This window comes from Hoeflea sp. Naph1 (assembly GCF_046837775.1).
In the GTDB taxonomy this organism is placed as follows: domain Bacteria; phylum Pseudomonadota; class Alphaproteobacteria; order Rhizobiales; family Rhizobiaceae; genus Hoeflea.
Window position 1 is genome coordinate 869,382 of the sequence record NZ_CP177286.1, and the last position, 15,833, is coordinate 885,214.

Below are 15,833 nucleotides of genomic sequence, written 5' to 3' on the forward strand. Positions count from 1 at the left end.
CCGTTTGTCAGCGAAAGGAACATACTGTGCATCGAAGTGCAGCCTATTTGGAGACCGCCAATGGCCGGAAATATCTTACACAATTGTGCAAGCATTTCGCTCACAAGATAGAGGTCTCCTACAGCGAGGGCCGAGGGGAATGCCACTTTCCTGGTAGTTTGGGGCGGCTCGAAGCCGATGAGAGTGGATTGCGAATGGCGGTTGAAGCTGATGACGAAGATGGACTGAAGCGCGTGCAATCCATCATCGAAGTCCATCTCATCCAATTTTCTTTCCGCGAAAAGCTGGAAGGTCTCGACTGGCTGCGCCTTGAACGGGCGGTCTGAACCCAATGATGCCGTGTCAGTCGCCTATCCCGGAGCTTGTGATGTCTTTATTGCGTTGTGAATTGTTCAAAGCCGCCACTCTGCTCACAGCAGCTGTTGTCTTCATACCGGCACCGGTCTTGGCCGAGACAATCGAGATCAAGCATGCGCAGGGCAGCGCAACGGTTGAAACAAACCCCGAGCCGGTGCTGGTCTTCGATCTGGCCGCGCTTGATACGCTCGACACACTCGGTGTGGCCATCGCTGGCGTGCCGTCCGGTGTCAAACCGGCCTATCTTGAAAAATACAATTCGGCCGATTATCCAAAGATCGGTTCCCTGTTTGCGCCTGATTTCGAAGCCGTCGCAGGGGCTACTCCCGAATTGATTATCATCGGAGGACGCTCCGCAACACAATATGGTGAGCTTTCCAGAATCTCGACGACCATCGACGTCACCGCCGATTATGCCGATTTTCTCAACAGCGCCGAGCAGCAAAACAAGATGCTTGCAGCCATATTCGACAAGCAGGTGCTGGTATCCGAGAAGATCGCGGCGCTGGATCAGTCCATCGCAAAGCTGCGGGAGAAGTCCAAGGGTGCGGGCAACGCGCTGATTGTGCTGACTACCGGCGGCAAGATCAGCGCCTATGGCCCTGGTTCACGGTTCGGCATTCTTCATACCGAGTTCGGTCTTGTGGCAGCGGCGCCCGACCTTGATGTGGCGACCCACGGCCAGGCGATTTCGTTCGAATTCATCCTCAAGACCGACCCGGACTACCTGTTTGTCATTGATCGCGACGCAGCCATCGGCGAAAAAGGCCAACCGGCGAAGGCGTTGTTCGACAATGAACTCATCAACCGGACCAAAGCCGCGCGTCTCGGCCAGATTATCTATCTGCAGTCCGATACCTGGTATCTAGGCGGCACCGGCCTGAACGCGATGCAAATGATGGTCGACGAATTGTCAGCAGCGCTTGACTGAGGCGGTCCATCCGGTGACTGGCACGACATATTCCCGGCGATCGGTGGAGAATATCCGGCTGGGCGGCGGCGTTTTACTGCTTGTGCTGTTGGCTGTGACGAGCCTGTTTGTCGGTGTGATTGATGTCACGCTGCAAAATCTTGTCGACACCACAAGCAGGCCCCAGGCGCTGCAAACACTTGCAGAAAGCCGCATTCCGCGCACCTTGGCTCTTGTGCTGGCCGGCTCCAGCCTGGCGGTGGCTGGAGTGATCATGCAGATGCTGGCACGAAATCGCTTCGTCGAACCCTCAACAGCAGGAACCGTTGAAGCGGCAAGTCTCGGCATGCTGCTGATGCTGCTTGTGTTTCCCGGCGCTCCGGTTGTCGTCAAGATGCTTGTTGCGGCGTTGTTCGCGCTGGTGGGAACAGCGTTGTTCTTGCGATTGGTGCGCCGTATTCCTCCCTATTCGCCGCTGCTGGTGCCGCTCACCGGCATCATGCTCGGCGCCGTCATCGGTTCGCTGACCGCATTCATCGCCTATCGCACCAATTTGCTGCAATCGCTTGGGGCTTGGCGGAATGGTGATTTTTCGCTGGTCATAGCTGGGCGCTACGAGTTGCTTTGGCTCACCTTTGTGCTGGCAGTGGCGGCCTATTTCGCGGCTGACCGTTTCACCATTGCCGGTCTCGGCGGCGATGTCAGTCGCAATCTCGGGCTCGATTACGACAAGGCAATGGCTATCGGCCTTGCCATTGTCGCAGCGGTTTCGGCGATTGTCGTAACCACTGTCGGGTCAATCCCGTTTCTCGGACTGGTGGTGCCCAATCTGGTCAGCCTTGCCATCGGCGACAACCTGCGACGCGGATTGCCATGGGTGGCGTTGACCGGTGCTCTGCTGGTGCTTGGCTGCGACATTGTCGGTCGCATCATTGTCCATCCCTATGAGATTCCTGTGGGGACGGTGTTCGGTGTCCTTGGCGGCGCAATTTTTCTTTTCCTGCTTCTGAGGCGATCCAGCCGTGTATCCTGATCGCACCGTAAAACCGCAACTGCGTCTGTTGGCACCGCGCATTGTCCTGGCCATTCTGGCCGGGCTGGTGGTTGCGGCGGCCTTGGCTTTCATGACCGTTGGAGTCACGGCAAACTGGGGCTACGTGCTGGAGCTGCGGGGGCGTAAACTTGTTGCCATCTGCCTCGTCGCTGCGAGTGCCGCAGTATCGACCATCCTGTTTCAGACCGTGACCAACAACCGCATTCTGACGCCATCCATCATCGGTTTCGACGCACTTTATGCGCTGCTACAGACAATGTTCGTGTTCTGCCTCGGCGCGGGCCGGGTTTCCACCCTCGATTCTCGGCTGATGTTCGTCATCGAGGCCTCGGTAATGCTTGTGTTTTCGCTGTTGCTGTATCGCTGGCTGTTCCTGGGCGAGCGTCGCGGACTACATCTGTTGCTGTTGGTAGGCGTGGTCTTCGGTCTGGTGTTCAGGAGCGTGACGCAGCTTCTGCAGCGGATCATGGATCCCAACGAATTCGTGGTGTTGCAGGACCGGTTGTTTGCGAGCTTTGGCGGCGTCGATCCGACGCTGATCGCTGTCAGCGCGCTGGCGGTCGTGTTTGTGTGCGGGATCGCCTGGCGCGGCCGTTATGGCCTCGACGCCCTGCTGCTCGGGCGAGATCAGGCAATCAATCTGGGAATCAATCATCGCGGCGCCGTAACAGGGATTTTGATCATGGTGTCGGTTCTGGTGTCCGCCTCTACGGCGCTGGTGGGACCGCTTAATGCCTCCGAACCAATCAGCTTTTTTGGCATTCTCATCGCAAACCTGAGTTACGTCCTGATCCGTGGCTACAGCCACCGTTACCTGCTTCCCGCCTCCATCCTTTTGGGCATCCTGTTGCTGGCCGGTGGACAGCTTGTTCTGGAAAACCTCCTGGGGTTCGATTCTGCAGTCGGGATCGTCATCGAATTCGCCGGCGGGCTGACCTTCATTTTTCTGCTTGTGAAAGGATTGGCACGATGATCGAGATCGAGCGGCTGACGAAATCCTATGGCGAGACATGTGTCATCGACGATGTTAGCCTTACGATTCCTGCTGGCGAACTGACCGCGGTCATCGGCCCAAACGGGGCGGGCAAGTCGACTTTGCTGGCGCTTGCGGCGCGGCTGATCACGGCAGACCGCGGCCGAATTCTCGTTGACGGTCTCGATGTGGCCGAAACCAGAAGCGAGAAGCTGGCCCGGCAACTCTCGGTGCTCAGGCAGGAAAACCACGTAACAGCCCGGCTGCAAATAAGAGATCTGGTGTCTTTCGGCCGGTTCCCGCATTCGGGTGGCCGGCTGACATCTGTTGACCAGGACCACATATCCGATGCGCTTGCAGCCCTCGAACTGACGGCGCTGGAAGACCGCTTTCTCGATGAATTGTCCGGCGGACAACGCCAGCGCGCCTTTGTGGCAATGATGCTTTGCCAGGATGCCCGCTACATGCTGTTCGACGAACCACTGGCCAGTCTCGATATCCGTCACGCCATCTCAATGATGGAAATGCTGCGAACCGCCGCAAGCTCAGCCGGAAAGACTGTGGTTGTTGTGCTTCACGATCTCAATATCGCGGCCAATTTCGCTGACAGAGTCGTTGCCATGAAGGTTGGGAAAATCGCTTATCAGGGGGCCACACGCGAGGTGATGACAACAGCACGATTGTCCGACCTCTACGATCTTCCGGTTCAGGTGGACCACAACGACGGACACTTCATCGTCAACTATTTCAATCCCGCGACCGCGCGGCAGGAGCTGTCTGCTGATGCCGGTTGACCAGGGATCTCAGTTTTTTGGAAGCACCCCCGACAAAGGAACGTCCGAATGAGAAGTATTTTGTCCGCAACTATGTTTTTCACATTGCTTCTGGGAGGAGCCGCCGTCGCCCAGAGTGCAGCTGCTCCAAAGCTCACGCTCGAACTCAACCGGCTTGAGCAGAGCGACAACGCCTGTCGGGCCACATTCATCGTCGCCAACGGATTTACGGCTCCGCTCGAAGCGTTTGGCATCGAAATGGTGGTGTTTGACGCCGCAGGACTGGTCGGACTGATGACGGTGTTCGATTTCGGGGCGCTGGCTCCGGGCAAGACCTTGGTCAAGCGTTTCGACCTGCCGGACACCGGTTGCCCGGAGGTGACGCGAATCCTCGTCAATGGCGTAGCCCGCTGCAAAGGCGAAAGCATCGACGGCGCCGCCTGTGCTGCGGCTTTGACCACCAGCAACCGGACCGCGATCCCGTTCGGCATGTGACCTCGAAAGTCCAAACCCAAGGAATGAAACCATGACATTTTTGACCGATTCAATAGAGCTGATCTTCGGGTTCATAAACCTGGGTGGACCGGTCGTGGCGATCCTGATGCTGCTCTCCGTGGTCAGCCTTGCTGTTATTGTCATGAAACTATGGGAATTCTCGCGACTTCATGTCGGCCGTCGCAATCGTGCGGAAAATGCTGTCAGGCTCTGGATCGAAAACCGACCAACCGAGGCGCTTGCCTTGGCCCGGGCCGGACGGTCGCCGGCCGCGCAGGGTGTTGCACGGGCCATTGCGCTGATCAGCGGCGGCCAGCGCGATAAGGCCGATATCGAGGAGCGTCTGTCGCGTTCCGCCGTGGGGCAATTGCACGCCCTGCAGTCGGGTTTCCGGTTGCTGGATGCGGTTGCCCAGATTGCGCCCTTGCTTGGACTGTTCGGGACCGTTCTCGGCATGATTGATGCGTTCAGGAAGTTGCAAACAGCTGGCAGTGTCGTCGACCCGACGATCCTGGCCGGCGGCATATGGGTGGCACTACTGACCACCGCCGCCGGGCTGGCGGTCGCCATGCCGGTTTCGCTTGTCCTGACCTGGCTTGAAAGCCGCGTCGAGAACGAGCGGGTGGCTATCGAGACATTGACCTCCGATATTCTGGCTCCTGCCGGCATTATCGCTGAGGCTGAATCGGTAAGTTCGGTCCCGGAGGGCCTGTCCCTTGCATCTTGAGGTCTCCCATTTCAGGCGGCGCAGGCTGACACTAACGCCGCTGATAGATGTCATCTTTTTGTTGCTGCTGTTTTTCATGCTGTCCTCAACATTCTCGCGCTTTTCGCAGGTCCCTGTTGCAGCGCCCGCGACCGGGACGACAGCAATGCCCGGCAAGGCGCGCGCCTTGCTGGTGGTGCGGGCAGAGAGTTATGCGCTGAACGGTGAAGTGAAGGAGCTCTCGGCGCTGCCCGCAGCCCTTGAGGAGGTCAAGGCCAAAGGTGCTGAACGGCTGATCATCGTTGTTGATGAAACAGCCTCCGCCCAGAACTTTGTCGGCGCGCTTGAGGCAGCGGAAGCTGTGGGCATGCCAGTATCGGTTTCAGGGGGAAATTAATGATCCGTATTCCGCCACATCTCAAACCCCGAAAGCAGGAAAGCACAATTGCCCTGATCAACGTGGTCTTCCTGATGCTGATTTTTTTCCTGATCGCCGGGAGCCTTGCGCCGCCCGCAGATCGTCAAGTTGACTATATCGCCTCGGAACGCGAGGACAGCGTGCCACCGCCGGACATGGTTTTCGTCCGTTCAGATGGCACGGTGAGCTGGCGCGGCGAGCCGGTCGATCCCACAGCCCATGTCGCGGATTGGAAGGCGATCTTGTCGCTTGACGAAGGTCAGGAAATGGCACCGCTGCGCATTGCCGCTGATCGGGATTTGTCCGCATTGGAGCTCCTCAAGCTGCTCACAACTTTGCGCTCGGGCGGCATCGACGAAATCGTGCTTGTGACAGAGCGGAGCGGATCATGAACCGGTCACGGGCCGGCGTTTGTCTTGCGGTCGCGGTATCGTTGGCCCTGCATGTGGCGCTGGCGTCGGTGTTTGTGTCTGAAGAGACGGAAGTACAGATCGCCGGCGGAAGTCCGGTCGACATGATGATTGTCGGCACCGCCTTCGAAGACGCACTGGCGGCCGGAGAAGCTGCAGATGAGGCCGATGAACATAGTCTCATGCCGGTGGACGATTCCCTGGCGCAACTTGAGCCGGTCGAAACAGCGAGTCTTGATCCCAGCGACACTGCGGAATTGGAGGCAGTTGTTGCCGCCCCACTCGAGCCAGTGAAGTTGGAGAATCATAAAAACGCACCGACCCCAATCGTGCAAGCGCTCGAGATCGAGAGCGTCATTGCCGATCTTACGCCGCTCGGTGAACTAGCCGCTGTTGCCGACATTCCCGTGCCGCTTCCACGCCCTGAGATGACGGCAGCGGAACAGGCGCGCAGCGAAGCGCCCGCCGAAAAGAAGCCCCCGCATGCACGTGTCAGCAAACCGAGTGTGAAGGCGCAACCAACGCAAAAAACGGCGGCGACGAAACCGAAGACCGCAAAGTCAAGCGGGGGCAGGGGCGGCAAACAGGCAACAAGCAGTTCGAAGGGCGCTTCAAAAGGTGTCGTAACCGCCAAACATCAAACCCGGGCCGGCAATGCAGCGGTTTCGAATTATCCCGGCAAGGTGGCTTCAAAACTGCGACGGGCCCTGCGCTATCCGAAGGCGGCGCGAAAGGACAGGTTGAAAGGACAGGCGGTGGTTTCCTTCACTGTTGCCGCCAATGGCTCTGTCAGTTCCATCCGCATCGTCCGCAGTTCCGGATCTTTGATCCTCGATAACGCAGCCTTGGAGGCGGTCCATCGCGCTGCACCGTTCTCGCCGATACCTTCTGGCGCAGGCCGAAACAGTTGGCGTTTTTCTGTGCCTCTAGCTTTCAAGCGGTAGTTTAGGGGCTCCGATGGTTTTTGGGGGAGGCTGCATTTTTTCTTGAGGGTTACAGGCGCGGTTCTGTCGCAAGCGAAATGGCAACTTGGCTTACGCTCAGGACTCATTGATTGATCCAGAAAATGATGGTTGCTGCGATTGCGATGGCTGACATGAAGGCGTGGGCGCAACGGTCGTAGCGGGTGTGGATGCGCCGCCAGTCTTTGAGCTTTCCGAACATGTTCTCGATCTTGTGACGGCTTTTGTAGAGCGTCTTGTCAAACGATATTTCGGTTTTGCGGTTGGATTTGGGCGGAATGCAGGGCTCTATGCCTCGCGCCTTGAGTGCCTGACGAAACCAGTCTGCATCGTAGCCCTTGTCACCGAGCAGGGCTTTTGCATCCGGAATGGCGTCAAACATCAGCGCCGCGCCCTTGAAGTCGCTCATTTGTCCCTCCGAGAGCAGCAAAACCAGTGGGTGTCCCACGCCATCACAAACCGCATGCAGCTTGGAATTCAAGCCGCCTTTGGTGCGTCCGATACGTCTGGGAACAGGCCCTTTTTTAAAAGGCTCGCGGCCGTGCGATGGGCTTTGAGATGGGTTGCATCAATCATCACCTGATCGGGCGTCCCGGCCATGCCGGCAAGCTCGGCGAGTATCCTGTTGAACACACCAAGCCGGCTCCAACGGATGAACCGGTTGTAGATTGTCTTGTGCGGACCATAGTCCGATGGCGCATCACGCCAGCGCAACCCGTTGCGGATAACAAAAAAGATGCCACTGAGAACCCGCCGGTCATCAACCCGCGGGACCCCGTGCGATAGCGGGAAACACGGTTCAATCCGCTGCATTTGTCTGTCAGTAAGCCAAATCAAATCACTCATGCCAGTATCCTCCTGGCACCAGTGAATCAGTCCGCAATCCGTCCCGCAAGCAATTTAATGGGTCCTGAGCCTAGGTATTCAGGCCCCTCGAATTTTCAGGAGCTCTCATCGGTTGGACTGCCTCCAACTCCGCCCAGTTTGTCACTTTGAATTTCATGTTGCCGATGTGATGGTGCGGGGAGGCATTGTGTCTATGCGGCATGCAGGGCCAATCAAACTATTTCCGATCCTGGCCGTATAGATGCAAACCGTTGAACTTTGGTCCGGGCGAGGCGTTCCCACAAGAGACGGAGACGCCTCGTCTGCGAGCAGAAACAGCCAGTCCTGCTCGCCACGACAACACCCACTTCGGAAGACGTCACCCCGGTACCGCCAAGTTGATCGGTCAGTTGTGTTGGCCTAAATCGCGTCCATGTATACGCCGACAAACATGCCGCGGCTGAAAGGCTTCCGTTATCCTCGTGAGATCTGCACCTATGTGTTTTAAGCTTACCATCGGTTTGTCCTGTGCACGAGCCATGTTGGAGACTTGTTGCCGCGCGGGACGTGGTTGTCAGCGGAAAACGATCCGACTGCGGGGCAACTGCTTTGGGCCGTTCTTTGCGAATTGCATCCGTCGGGAGCGATCACGGCCGAACCACAAGTGGCATTCAAAATATGTTTGATTCCAGACTTTGATGGTGCGACATTTCCCTTGGAATGGAGGGAAGGATTATAGGCTAGGTGTTACACGGCAGCCGAACAGATCTTCAGGCCGCCTGTTGTAGCCCTTCAGAGTTTGTCCTGCAGTTCCGTGGAAATCGTCATCCTCATTGTTCCTCTCAGGAAGCATGAACCAGAACACAGCTGCGCCGCCGTTCTCATTACATGGGTAAATGGAAACACTAATCAGCCGTTTTGGGAACCTGAACCAAGAAAGATACAATCTGTTTTAAACATAGGGGGAAGCTCACAGGACCTCATCTTCCGCGGAGAAATGCCGGCGTGTCATACGACGGATGCCTTTCTCCGGCTCCATCAGACAAACAGTGCCCTTGGGTACACGGATCCCCGCACCAGGGCTCAAATGATAGATTCCGTGTGGGCGGGTCGCCTCATTGCGATCCAGTAGACAGCCGTTGTTCAGGGGACCGTGGCAAAAAGAGCCCGGGGGTGGACCAGTTGGGCGTTTCACCTGCAAAGCGTTCAAAGAAGCTTACGGCCAGATTGATGTCCTCAAGCGCGTTCTCGCGAAAGGACCACCAGGTCCGCAGGTCGCCAAGTTCGGGTGTGGTGTCGTCCAGGAGTGAAAAATCCTGCTCAATGACAGCCTCACGTACGGCCAGACAAAATGTGACATATAGATAGCCTTCCGGCCAGTAGTCGGCCGGCCTGCGAAGATCGTCAGTGCCCGGGCCCGGTTCAACCGACACCGGAGAATAACGCACCAATTCGCGCAACATTAGGCCCGCGGCAAAGGTCACATACTCCAGCCGGTGCTCCTTGGCCTTGTATTTCTGCGCCTCAAAAGCCCGGAACCAGGCGGTGAACGCCGACAGCAACTTGCCGTCGTCCAAGCGAAATTTTCGCTGCGTTTCATCTTCGAAAGCGCCAAGGAAATCACGAAAAGAGGTCAGGAACCAACGTGCGCGACGAATGGTCTTGCGCACAGGGAGATTGTTTCTCTCCAGCACATGCAGGGCATTTTTCACCTCAAATCCTCCCGGCGGTGTCGATCAGCATGGTTTGAAGCTGTTCCCGATCATCCCATTTAGCCTGGCAGGTATCGAGACAATCCACGGCCAGCCAACCCGCGATCTTCACCAACTCAAATTCTGATATGCCTTCATCGTCATGATCCGAGAGAAGCCAAAGCACAACTGCAATACATATCCTCAGACGTTCCGTGTCACTCAGGGTCGGATCGGAATGAAGCAATCCGGGAGCGACGCCAAACGGCTCACGGTCAAACAAGGCGTGAAGATAGCCTGCGGCACGAAATGGTTGCTCCCTTGCGTCGTGCCAGCACAGCGCGAGCATGGTTTCACTGACCAGAAGATCCCTTGCCTTGACGGCGTCGAGCAGGATGCCGATGGCGTAGGATGCAGCCGCGGCCGTATCTGATGCTGCAACGGCTTCACCACGCAGCGCCGCTGCAGAGCGGGTGATCACCGCCATCTGCGGCTGCCGGGTGGCTCGCGTCCCGTGCCCGGTTTCACGGCCGATATGGGCAATATCCTTTATGACGTCCCGCAACGGTCCTGGAAGAAGTTCCAGAGTCGGCGCCAACATGGCGCGAGGTGTCGATGTCTTCTGGCGAAGCCCCCTGACGAGATCCCGCAAGGGCAGTGTCAATTCTCGTGGATCGGGGTGCGAAACGGTCATTCTGCGGCCCTCGTTATTTCAGCCCACATCATAACCACGAATCCTTGTGTTTGCCATGAATGAAAGTGTGGTTTCGAGATCCTTCACCACGGCTTGGGAGCCCAGCCCCAGAGCATTCTGGGCTGAACTGGCCTGGCCCAGTCGAATGCAATCCTCGATGGGACGACCCAAATGAAGGCCGGTTGCGAAGCCCGCATTGAAACAGTCACCGCAGCCACAGGTGCAGACAACGTCGATGTCATAGGACGGTATGTCGATCTTGTTTCCCTTGGCGTCCCGGTACATGGCGCCGTCAGCCCCCAGTGTAAGGATCACGGCGCCTACGCCGTGATCGAGCAGGAAGCTTGCAATGTCCTCGAAATCGGACAGACCCGACAGTGCTGCCGCCTCTTCTTCAGAAGGCAGGAAATAATCAGTGTGGGCCAGGAGCGGCTTGATCAGCGGCAGATCGTCCTGAGTCGAGGCGAATACATCAAGCGTTGTGATGCAGCCGCGCTTCTTGGCCTCTTTCAGAATTTCGGCATTGCGTCCCTGATCCATGGCATCCATCAATCCGACGCCGCCGATGTGGAGGGTTTTTGTGTCGAGGACCCGGTCGACCTGGTCATCGTCAACATAAAAGCCGGCTGTTGCTCCAAGCTTGTGCAACGCCGGCCTGGCGCCGTCGGGGCGGGTCGTGACGATGCTGGAAGATGTCGAGAACCCTTCGCAGCGCTGCATCAGAATCCGGTCGACGCCGAAATCGTCAAGCCGTTGAAGGACCCAGTCGCCCATGAGGTCATGGCCGACGCCCCCAACCGCTTGCACCTTGAGACCATGCTTTGCCGCCACGATGGACGCAGACCCGGCCGCTCCGGAAACGGCCAGAGCGAAATCGTCCACAAACAGGGTGCCACCACCGGCGGGCAGGTCACTCACCGGACGGCAGAGTGCATCGAATGTATAAAATCCCATCGAAGTGTAATCGAACGTCATATGCACCTCCATGCCTCTCACCACCGGTCAGCGCAGGCGTTGTCCGGATTCGGCATCGAAGAGGTAAATGCGTGCCGGGTCAAATGCCACTACTTCTTGCAGGCCCAGTTCCGAGCGGTAATTTCGATCCGCCTTGACTTCTAGCAGTTTGTCGCCCGCCTTGATGGTCAGATAGGTGATGTCGCCGGTTGGTTCGACACCGTAAACCGTGCCGTTGAGCTGCCCACCATTGCCGCCCACCGTACAGTCTTCCGGGCGAATTCCGAGCGTTACTTTGCCGGTATGGGACCGGGAGAGCCCGGCGACCTTGATCCCCGGAGCCGTAAAAACGCCATCGCTCAACTGGCCCTCGATCAGGTTCATCGGCGGAGATCCGATAAAGCCGGCAACAAAGGTGTTGGCCGGATCATTGTAGATCTCATTGGGTGAGCCGATCTGCTGGATCAGGCCTGACTGCATGATCACAATCCGGTCGGCCAAGGTCATGGCTTCGATCTGGTCGTGGGTCACATAAACAGTGGTGATCTTCAACTGGCGCTGGATGTGCTTGATCTGAACCCGCATGGCCTGGCGCAGTTTTGCGTCGAGGTTGGACAAGGGTTCATCCATCAGGAAGACCTGCGGCTGGCGCACGATGGCGCGTGCAAGGGCTGCACGCTGGCGCTGACCACCCGACAGGGCACCGGGTTTGCGGTCGAGATAATCAGTCATTTCAACCAGATCCGCGGCGCGCCGGACCAGCGTGTCATGCTCGCTCTTGTTAACGCCGCGCATCCGAAGCGGAAACCGGATATTTTCGTAGATCGACATGTTGGGATAGAGCGCATACCCCTGAAACACCATCGCTACATCCCGGTCACGGGCATCGATCTCGTTCATGACCTCGCCGTCCATGCGGATCTCGCCTTCGCTTGGATCTTCCAGGCCGGCGATCATTCGCATGGTCGTCGTCTTGCCGCAGCCTGAAGGTCCCAGAAAGACGATGAACTCCTCATCCGCGATGTCGATATTGACGTCCCGAACCCCCCAGACCGTTCCCCATTTCTTCTGAATGCCCGTAAGTTCAATTCGCGCCATTTTCTTATCCTTTCACTGCGCCCATGGTCAGACCGCGCGACAGGTGCTTCTGGATGGCGACAACCACCAGGAAGACCGGCACAAAGGCGAGGAAGGCAACCAGTGCAATTGCATTGTAAATCAGACCGTCGGATCCGCCGGTGAAGTTCGCCAGCGCCACCGACATCGTGTAGGCGTTGGGCGTCGAGGCGATCAGCAGTGTGAACAGAAACTCGTTGATCGCAAAAATCATGGCGATCACCGAAGCTGTGATGATTCCGGGCAGGACGGCGGGGATGATGATTTCCCACAGGATGCGCAGATCGCCCGCGCCGTCGGTTCGGGCGGCATCCTCAAGTTCCTTGGGAATGTCGAGCATGTAGGAGCGGATAATCCAGGTCACAAAGGACAGGTTGATCGCGGCATAGACCAGCATCAACGCCCAGACTGTGTCCAGCAAGCCCATATTGCGGAAGAGGAAAAAAATCGGGATGGCGACGATTGCCGGGGCCATCATGCGCGTCGACAGAATGTAAAATCCGATATCGTCTCTGCCGCGGTAGGTGTAGCGAGCCAGCGAATAGGCCGCCGGAACTGCGAGAACGAGATCGATGATCACCGAGCCGAAGATTGCCGCGACCGAGTTGCGCAGGTATTTCGCCATCGGCCAGTCTTGCCAGATCATGTGCCAGGCATCGAGCGAAAAGCTGGGCCAGTAAATCGGTTGCGGCGTGATGATCTCTGTCCGCGGACGCAACCCGATGGACAGGAACCACAGCACCGGGGCCAGACAGAACAAGGCCCAGGCGCCGAGTATTGCATACCGCAACAGCAGGCTTTCGCTTCGAGAATTCTTGCGTTGGGAGGCCATGGTTCAGCTCCTCGCCGAGACAAAGGCGCGCTTCACAACAAGCTGCGCAATGATAATGGTGAGCACCAACATGATCACTGATGCCGAAGAGGCATAACCAAAGTCAAAGAACTTGAACCCGGTTCGATAGATGAAATAACTGATGGTTTCGGTGCCGAAGGCCGGCCCGCCTTTGGTGATGATGAAGACGTTCGTAAACATTGTGGTGATGTCGATGGCGCGCAGGATCAGGGCAACGGCAATCACCGGCTTCATCATCGGCAGCGATATGTTCCAGAAGATTGCGTACCAGGATGCGCCATCAAGTCGTGCGGCTTCTTCAACCTCCTCATCCTGTCCCTGCAGGGCCGCGACAAAGATGATGAACAGGAAAGGCGTCCATTGCCAGACGTCGGCCAGGATCAGGATTCCGCGGCTCATCCAGATCGACGACTGGTACGCAATATTGCCGTCAATCAGGCCGATCCGCATCAGCAGGTCGGCAAACACCCGCGCGTCGAGAAATGACAATTTGTAGATGAACGCCACGGCCGATGGCATGAACAGCATCGGAACCAGGAAGATGATCCGCCATCCTTTTACCCAGGGGTCGCGGTAGGCATAAAATGCGATCGCGAGCGCCAGCACACACTGCAGCACCAGCGAAATCGAGCCGATCACCAGCGTGTTCCAGATCGCGCCCCAGAATTGATAATCCTGGAACAGACGGGTGTAATTGGCCAAGCCTGCCGGCTGCCAGGGACCGAACTTCACATGGTGGAAGCTCTGAATGACAGCGTAAATTCCCGGATAGAGTGTGATCAGCAAAAGATAGATGACGGCCGGCGCCACCAGCAGATAGGGAAACCAAGCCTTGAGACGTTTGCTGCGCCGTTTCAGTTTCTTATGCGTCGGCCAAGCCGGGGCGACGGCTGTCGCCCCGGTGTCCGGCAGGGAGGATTTACTCACATTGAGATCCTGTCTGTCTGTTGTTTGGCCGTTCAGAAGGGAAGGGGCTTGCCTTCGCCGACATAGAGCCCTGGTGCAACCGCTGCATAGTCGACCGGATCGTTGCCCTGATAGAAGCCGTTGCTTGCCATGATGGCCTTGACGGCCGCCGCGGCGTTGTCGAGAGCTTCCTTGGCAGTGATCTGACCAACGACGGCTCGGTTGATCTCGTTGCCGATGGCCTGTTCGATCGGGAAGGCTCCCGGCAAACGCGGCGAGCACCAAGCGTGATCAAGCGAATCGGCCCAGACCTTGGCTGGCTGCGACACTTCCTGAAGGTTCGGATTGTTCAACACCGACTTGTAGCCCGGAGCAACGCCGTTGGCATTGGCCTCGTTCATCGCCATGATCGAACCGGTGGTGAGGAAGGCCAGCATCAGGAACGCGCCCTCGGCATTTTGAGCCGATGCCGCGACGCAGGAGGTGGACCCGGCAATGTTGGGCGGTGCGAAGCGGCCACCGGTAATGCGGGGTTCGTAGATGGTGACGAAGTCGTCGACGATCTGCGACTGGTCCGGGCGCATGGCCTGGGTGCCGGAATCCTGCCAGCTGATGTTGGTGGCAACCTGACCACCCAGCCACGCGGCACGGTTTTCCGGCCAACCGGCGCCGGCATGGCCTTCATTGGCGCTCTTGGACAATTCGAGAATGATCTCGAGCCCCTTCATGCCTGCATCGCCGTTGAAGATCGGTTCCCAGTTTTCGTTGAACAACATCATACCGGCCTGAGCGGACACATGTTCCCAAGTGTAGGTGGACCACATGCCGGGCGCTGCCATCAGGCCAACGCCGGATACGCCCGGCTCGACCTTGTTGAGCTCGCGTGAAACGCGGATCAGTTCGTCATAGGTCGGAATTGAGTTGACACGATCAACCTCGCCGCCCAGCAGCTTTTCCATATAGCCCTTGCGGACATGGACCATCTGAATGTCGCAGTCGAACGGAATGCCATACATCTTGCCGTTGAAGAAGCCGTAGTTTAGCCGGTAGGTGTCATAGAAATCGTCGAGCGGCAGGTTCCACTTGTCGGCGAAACCATCCAGTTCATGGAGGAAGCCGGGGGCTGCAAAGTCTCCCAGCCAAGGCGAAAAGAACTGGAGTGCATCGAACGATGCATTGCCCGAGATGAATTCGGCCAGTGCCTTGTCATAGAAGCTGTCATCGGGGATCGGAACCAGTTCGACCTTGATCCCTGAAAGTGCCTCGAAAGGTGCCAGACCGTTGGCTGCTGATTCCGCGTCGGCTGCGCCCACTGCGAAGCGAACCGTGGTTCCGGCCAACTCGCTGCGGACTGCTTCCCAGTCGACGGTCCGGATCCAGTCCTTGCTGTTGTCCCAGATCGGCTTGTCGTCAGACATTCCATAGAGTTTCTGGTAGTCCTTGCGCACGTATTTCGAGATTGAAATATCGTCGAGCACGCTTTGCGGATCTGGAAGATTCGATGCCGCGAGCAGCGGAGTGCCCCATGTTGTGCCGGCGATCGCAATTCCTGCCGCGGTGCTGTTCTTCAAAAATGAGCGGCGTGAGAACTTGCCTCTGAATTCCATTAGGTTCTCCTCCCTAGTGTTCACATGAGTGCCCGGATCGTAATCTCCCCGGGATTACGTTTTAGGCAATTGCAGTCTCCCACAACGCCAGAACATTTGCATGTACAAAAATAACTTTGTTCATTTAGG

18 protein-coding genes are annotated in these 15,833 nt (G+C 57.4%); 10 read left to right on the top strand and 8 right to left on the bottom strand.

Features of this window, described 5'->3' with window-relative positions; all coding sequences use genetic code 11:
- Nucleotides 1–26: 26 nt before the first annotated feature.
- The 10 genes from ACK6D9_RS04130 (at nucleotide 27) to ACK6D9_RS04175 (ending at nucleotide 7,040) form a co-directional block, all read left to right on the top strand.
- Nucleotides 27–326 carry a DUF2218 domain-containing protein gene (locus tag ACK6D9_RS04130; RefSeq protein ID WP_412050737.1) on the top strand — a complete coding sequence of 100 codons (300 nt, stop codon included), beginning with the start codon at nucleotides 27–29 and terminating at the stop codon, nucleotides 324–326.
- 41 nt (nucleotides 327–367) lie between these two features.
- Entirely contained in the window at nucleotides 368–1,288 is a 921-nt protein-coding gene (locus ACK6D9_RS04135) for a siderophore ABC transporter substrate-binding protein (protein ID WP_412050738.1), read from the top strand.
- Between the two features lie 43 nt (nucleotides 1,289–1,331).
- A complete protein-coding gene (locus ACK6D9_RS04140; RefSeq protein ID WP_412051729.1) occupies nucleotides 1,332–2,300 on the top strand; it encodes an ABC transporter permease in 969 nt (322 codons plus the stop codon).
- 91 nt (nucleotides 2,301–2,391) lie between these two features.
- The gene (locus ACK6D9_RS04145) at nucleotides 2,392–3,294 is read left to right on the top strand and encodes an iron chelate uptake ABC transporter family permease subunit (protein ID WP_412051730.1); all 903 of its coding nucleotides are present in this window, start codon (nucleotides 2,392–2,394) and stop codon (nucleotides 3,292–3,294) included.
- Nucleotides 3,291–4,088, top strand: coding sequence for an ABC transporter ATP-binding protein (locus ACK6D9_RS04150; protein ID WP_412050739.1), 798 nt, complete (start codon nucleotides 3,291–3,293; stop codon nucleotides 4,086–4,088). Before ACK6D9_RS04145 ends, ACK6D9_RS04150 begins: the two co-directional genes overlap by 4 nt.
- Nucleotides 4,089–4,136: 48 nt before the next feature.
- Nucleotides 4,137–4,562 carry a hypothetical protein gene (locus ACK6D9_RS04155; protein WP_412050740.1) on the top strand — a complete coding sequence of 142 codons (426 nt, stop codon included), beginning with the start codon at nucleotides 4,137–4,139 and terminating at the stop codon, nucleotides 4,560–4,562.
- A gap of 31 nt (nucleotides 4,563–4,593) precedes the next feature.
- On the top strand, nucleotides 4,594–5,289 hold the full coding sequence (locus ACK6D9_RS04160) for a MotA/TolQ/ExbB proton channel family protein (RefSeq protein ID WP_412050741.1): 696 nt from the start codon (nucleotides 4,594–4,596) through the stop codon (nucleotides 5,287–5,289).
- On the top strand, nucleotides 5,279–5,665 hold the full coding sequence (locus ACK6D9_RS04165; protein ID WP_412050742.1) for an ExbD/TolR family protein: 387 nt from the start codon (nucleotides 5,279–5,281) through the stop codon (nucleotides 5,663–5,665). The genes ACK6D9_RS04160 and ACK6D9_RS04165 overlap by 11 nt, the downstream gene beginning before the upstream one ends.
- On the top strand, nucleotides 5,665–6,078 hold the full coding sequence (locus tag ACK6D9_RS04170; protein ID WP_412050743.1) for an ExbD/TolR family protein: 414 nt from the start codon (nucleotides 5,665–5,667) through the stop codon (nucleotides 6,076–6,078). Before ACK6D9_RS04165 ends, ACK6D9_RS04170 begins: the two co-directional genes overlap by 1 nt.
- Nucleotides 6,079–6,200: 122 nt before the next feature.
- Nucleotides 6,201–7,040: a cell envelope integrity protein TolA gene (locus ACK6D9_RS04175; RefSeq protein WP_412050744.1), complete on the top strand. Its 840-nt coding sequence runs from the start codon at nucleotides 6,201–6,203 to the stop codon at nucleotides 7,038–7,040.
- Nucleotides 7,041–7,143: 103 nt separating this feature from the next.
- On the opposite strand, the gene ACK6D9_RS04180 is transcribed toward ACK6D9_RS04175, so the two are convergent.
- From ACK6D9_RS04180 to ACK6D9_RS04215, 8 genes are all read right to left on the bottom strand, one after another.
- Nucleotides 7,144–7,904, bottom strand: a protein-coding gene (locus ACK6D9_RS04180; protein ID WP_412050745.1) for an IS5 family transposase whose coding sequence is annotated in 2 segments (ribosomal slippage) — nucleotides 7,144–7,571 and nucleotides 7,571–7,904 — 762 coding nt in all. Because the reading frame shifts where the segments join, the coding sequence is not laid out codon by codon here.
- A 1,094-nt stretch (nucleotides 7,905–8,998) separates the two neighbouring features.
- The gene (locus tag ACK6D9_RS04185; RefSeq protein WP_412050746.1) at nucleotides 8,999–9,595 is read right to left on the bottom strand and encodes a hypothetical protein; all 597 of its coding nucleotides are present in this window, start codon (nucleotides 9,593–9,595) and stop codon (nucleotides 8,999–9,001) included.
- 1 nt (nucleotide 9,596) lies between these two features.
- Nucleotides 9,597–10,061 carry a hypothetical protein gene (locus ACK6D9_RS04190; RefSeq protein WP_412050747.1) on the bottom strand — a complete coding sequence of 155 codons (465 nt, stop codon included), beginning with the start codon at nucleotides 10,059–10,061 and terminating at the stop codon, nucleotides 9,597–9,599.
- 225 nt (nucleotides 10,062–10,286) lie between these two features.
- Nucleotides 10,287–11,249, bottom strand: coding sequence for a carbohydrate kinase family protein (locus tag ACK6D9_RS04195; protein WP_412051731.1), 963 nt, complete (start codon nucleotides 11,247–11,249; stop codon nucleotides 10,287–10,289).
- Between the two features lie 21 nt (nucleotides 11,250–11,270).
- Nucleotides 11,271–12,320, bottom strand: a complete 1,050-nt coding sequence (locus tag ACK6D9_RS04200) for an ABC transporter ATP-binding protein (RefSeq protein ID WP_412050748.1) — start codon at nucleotides 12,318–12,320, stop codon at nucleotides 11,271–11,273.
- Nucleotides 12,321–12,324: 4 nt separating this feature from the next.
- The gene (locus ACK6D9_RS04205; protein ID WP_412050749.1) at nucleotides 12,325–13,170 is read right to left on the bottom strand and encodes a carbohydrate ABC transporter permease; all 846 of its coding nucleotides are present in this window, start codon (nucleotides 13,168–13,170) and stop codon (nucleotides 12,325–12,327) included.
- A 3-nt stretch (nucleotides 13,171–13,173) separates the two neighbouring features.
- A complete protein-coding gene (locus tag ACK6D9_RS04210) occupies nucleotides 13,174–14,118 on the bottom strand; it encodes a sugar ABC transporter permease (RefSeq protein ID WP_322989988.1) in 945 nt (314 codons plus the stop codon).
- Between the two features lie 32 nt (nucleotides 14,119–14,150).
- A complete protein-coding gene (locus ACK6D9_RS04215; RefSeq protein ID WP_412050750.1) occupies nucleotides 14,151–15,704 on the bottom strand; it encodes an ABC transporter substrate-binding protein in 1,554 nt (517 codons plus the stop codon).
- Between the last annotated feature and the right edge of the window lie 129 nt (nucleotides 15,705–15,833).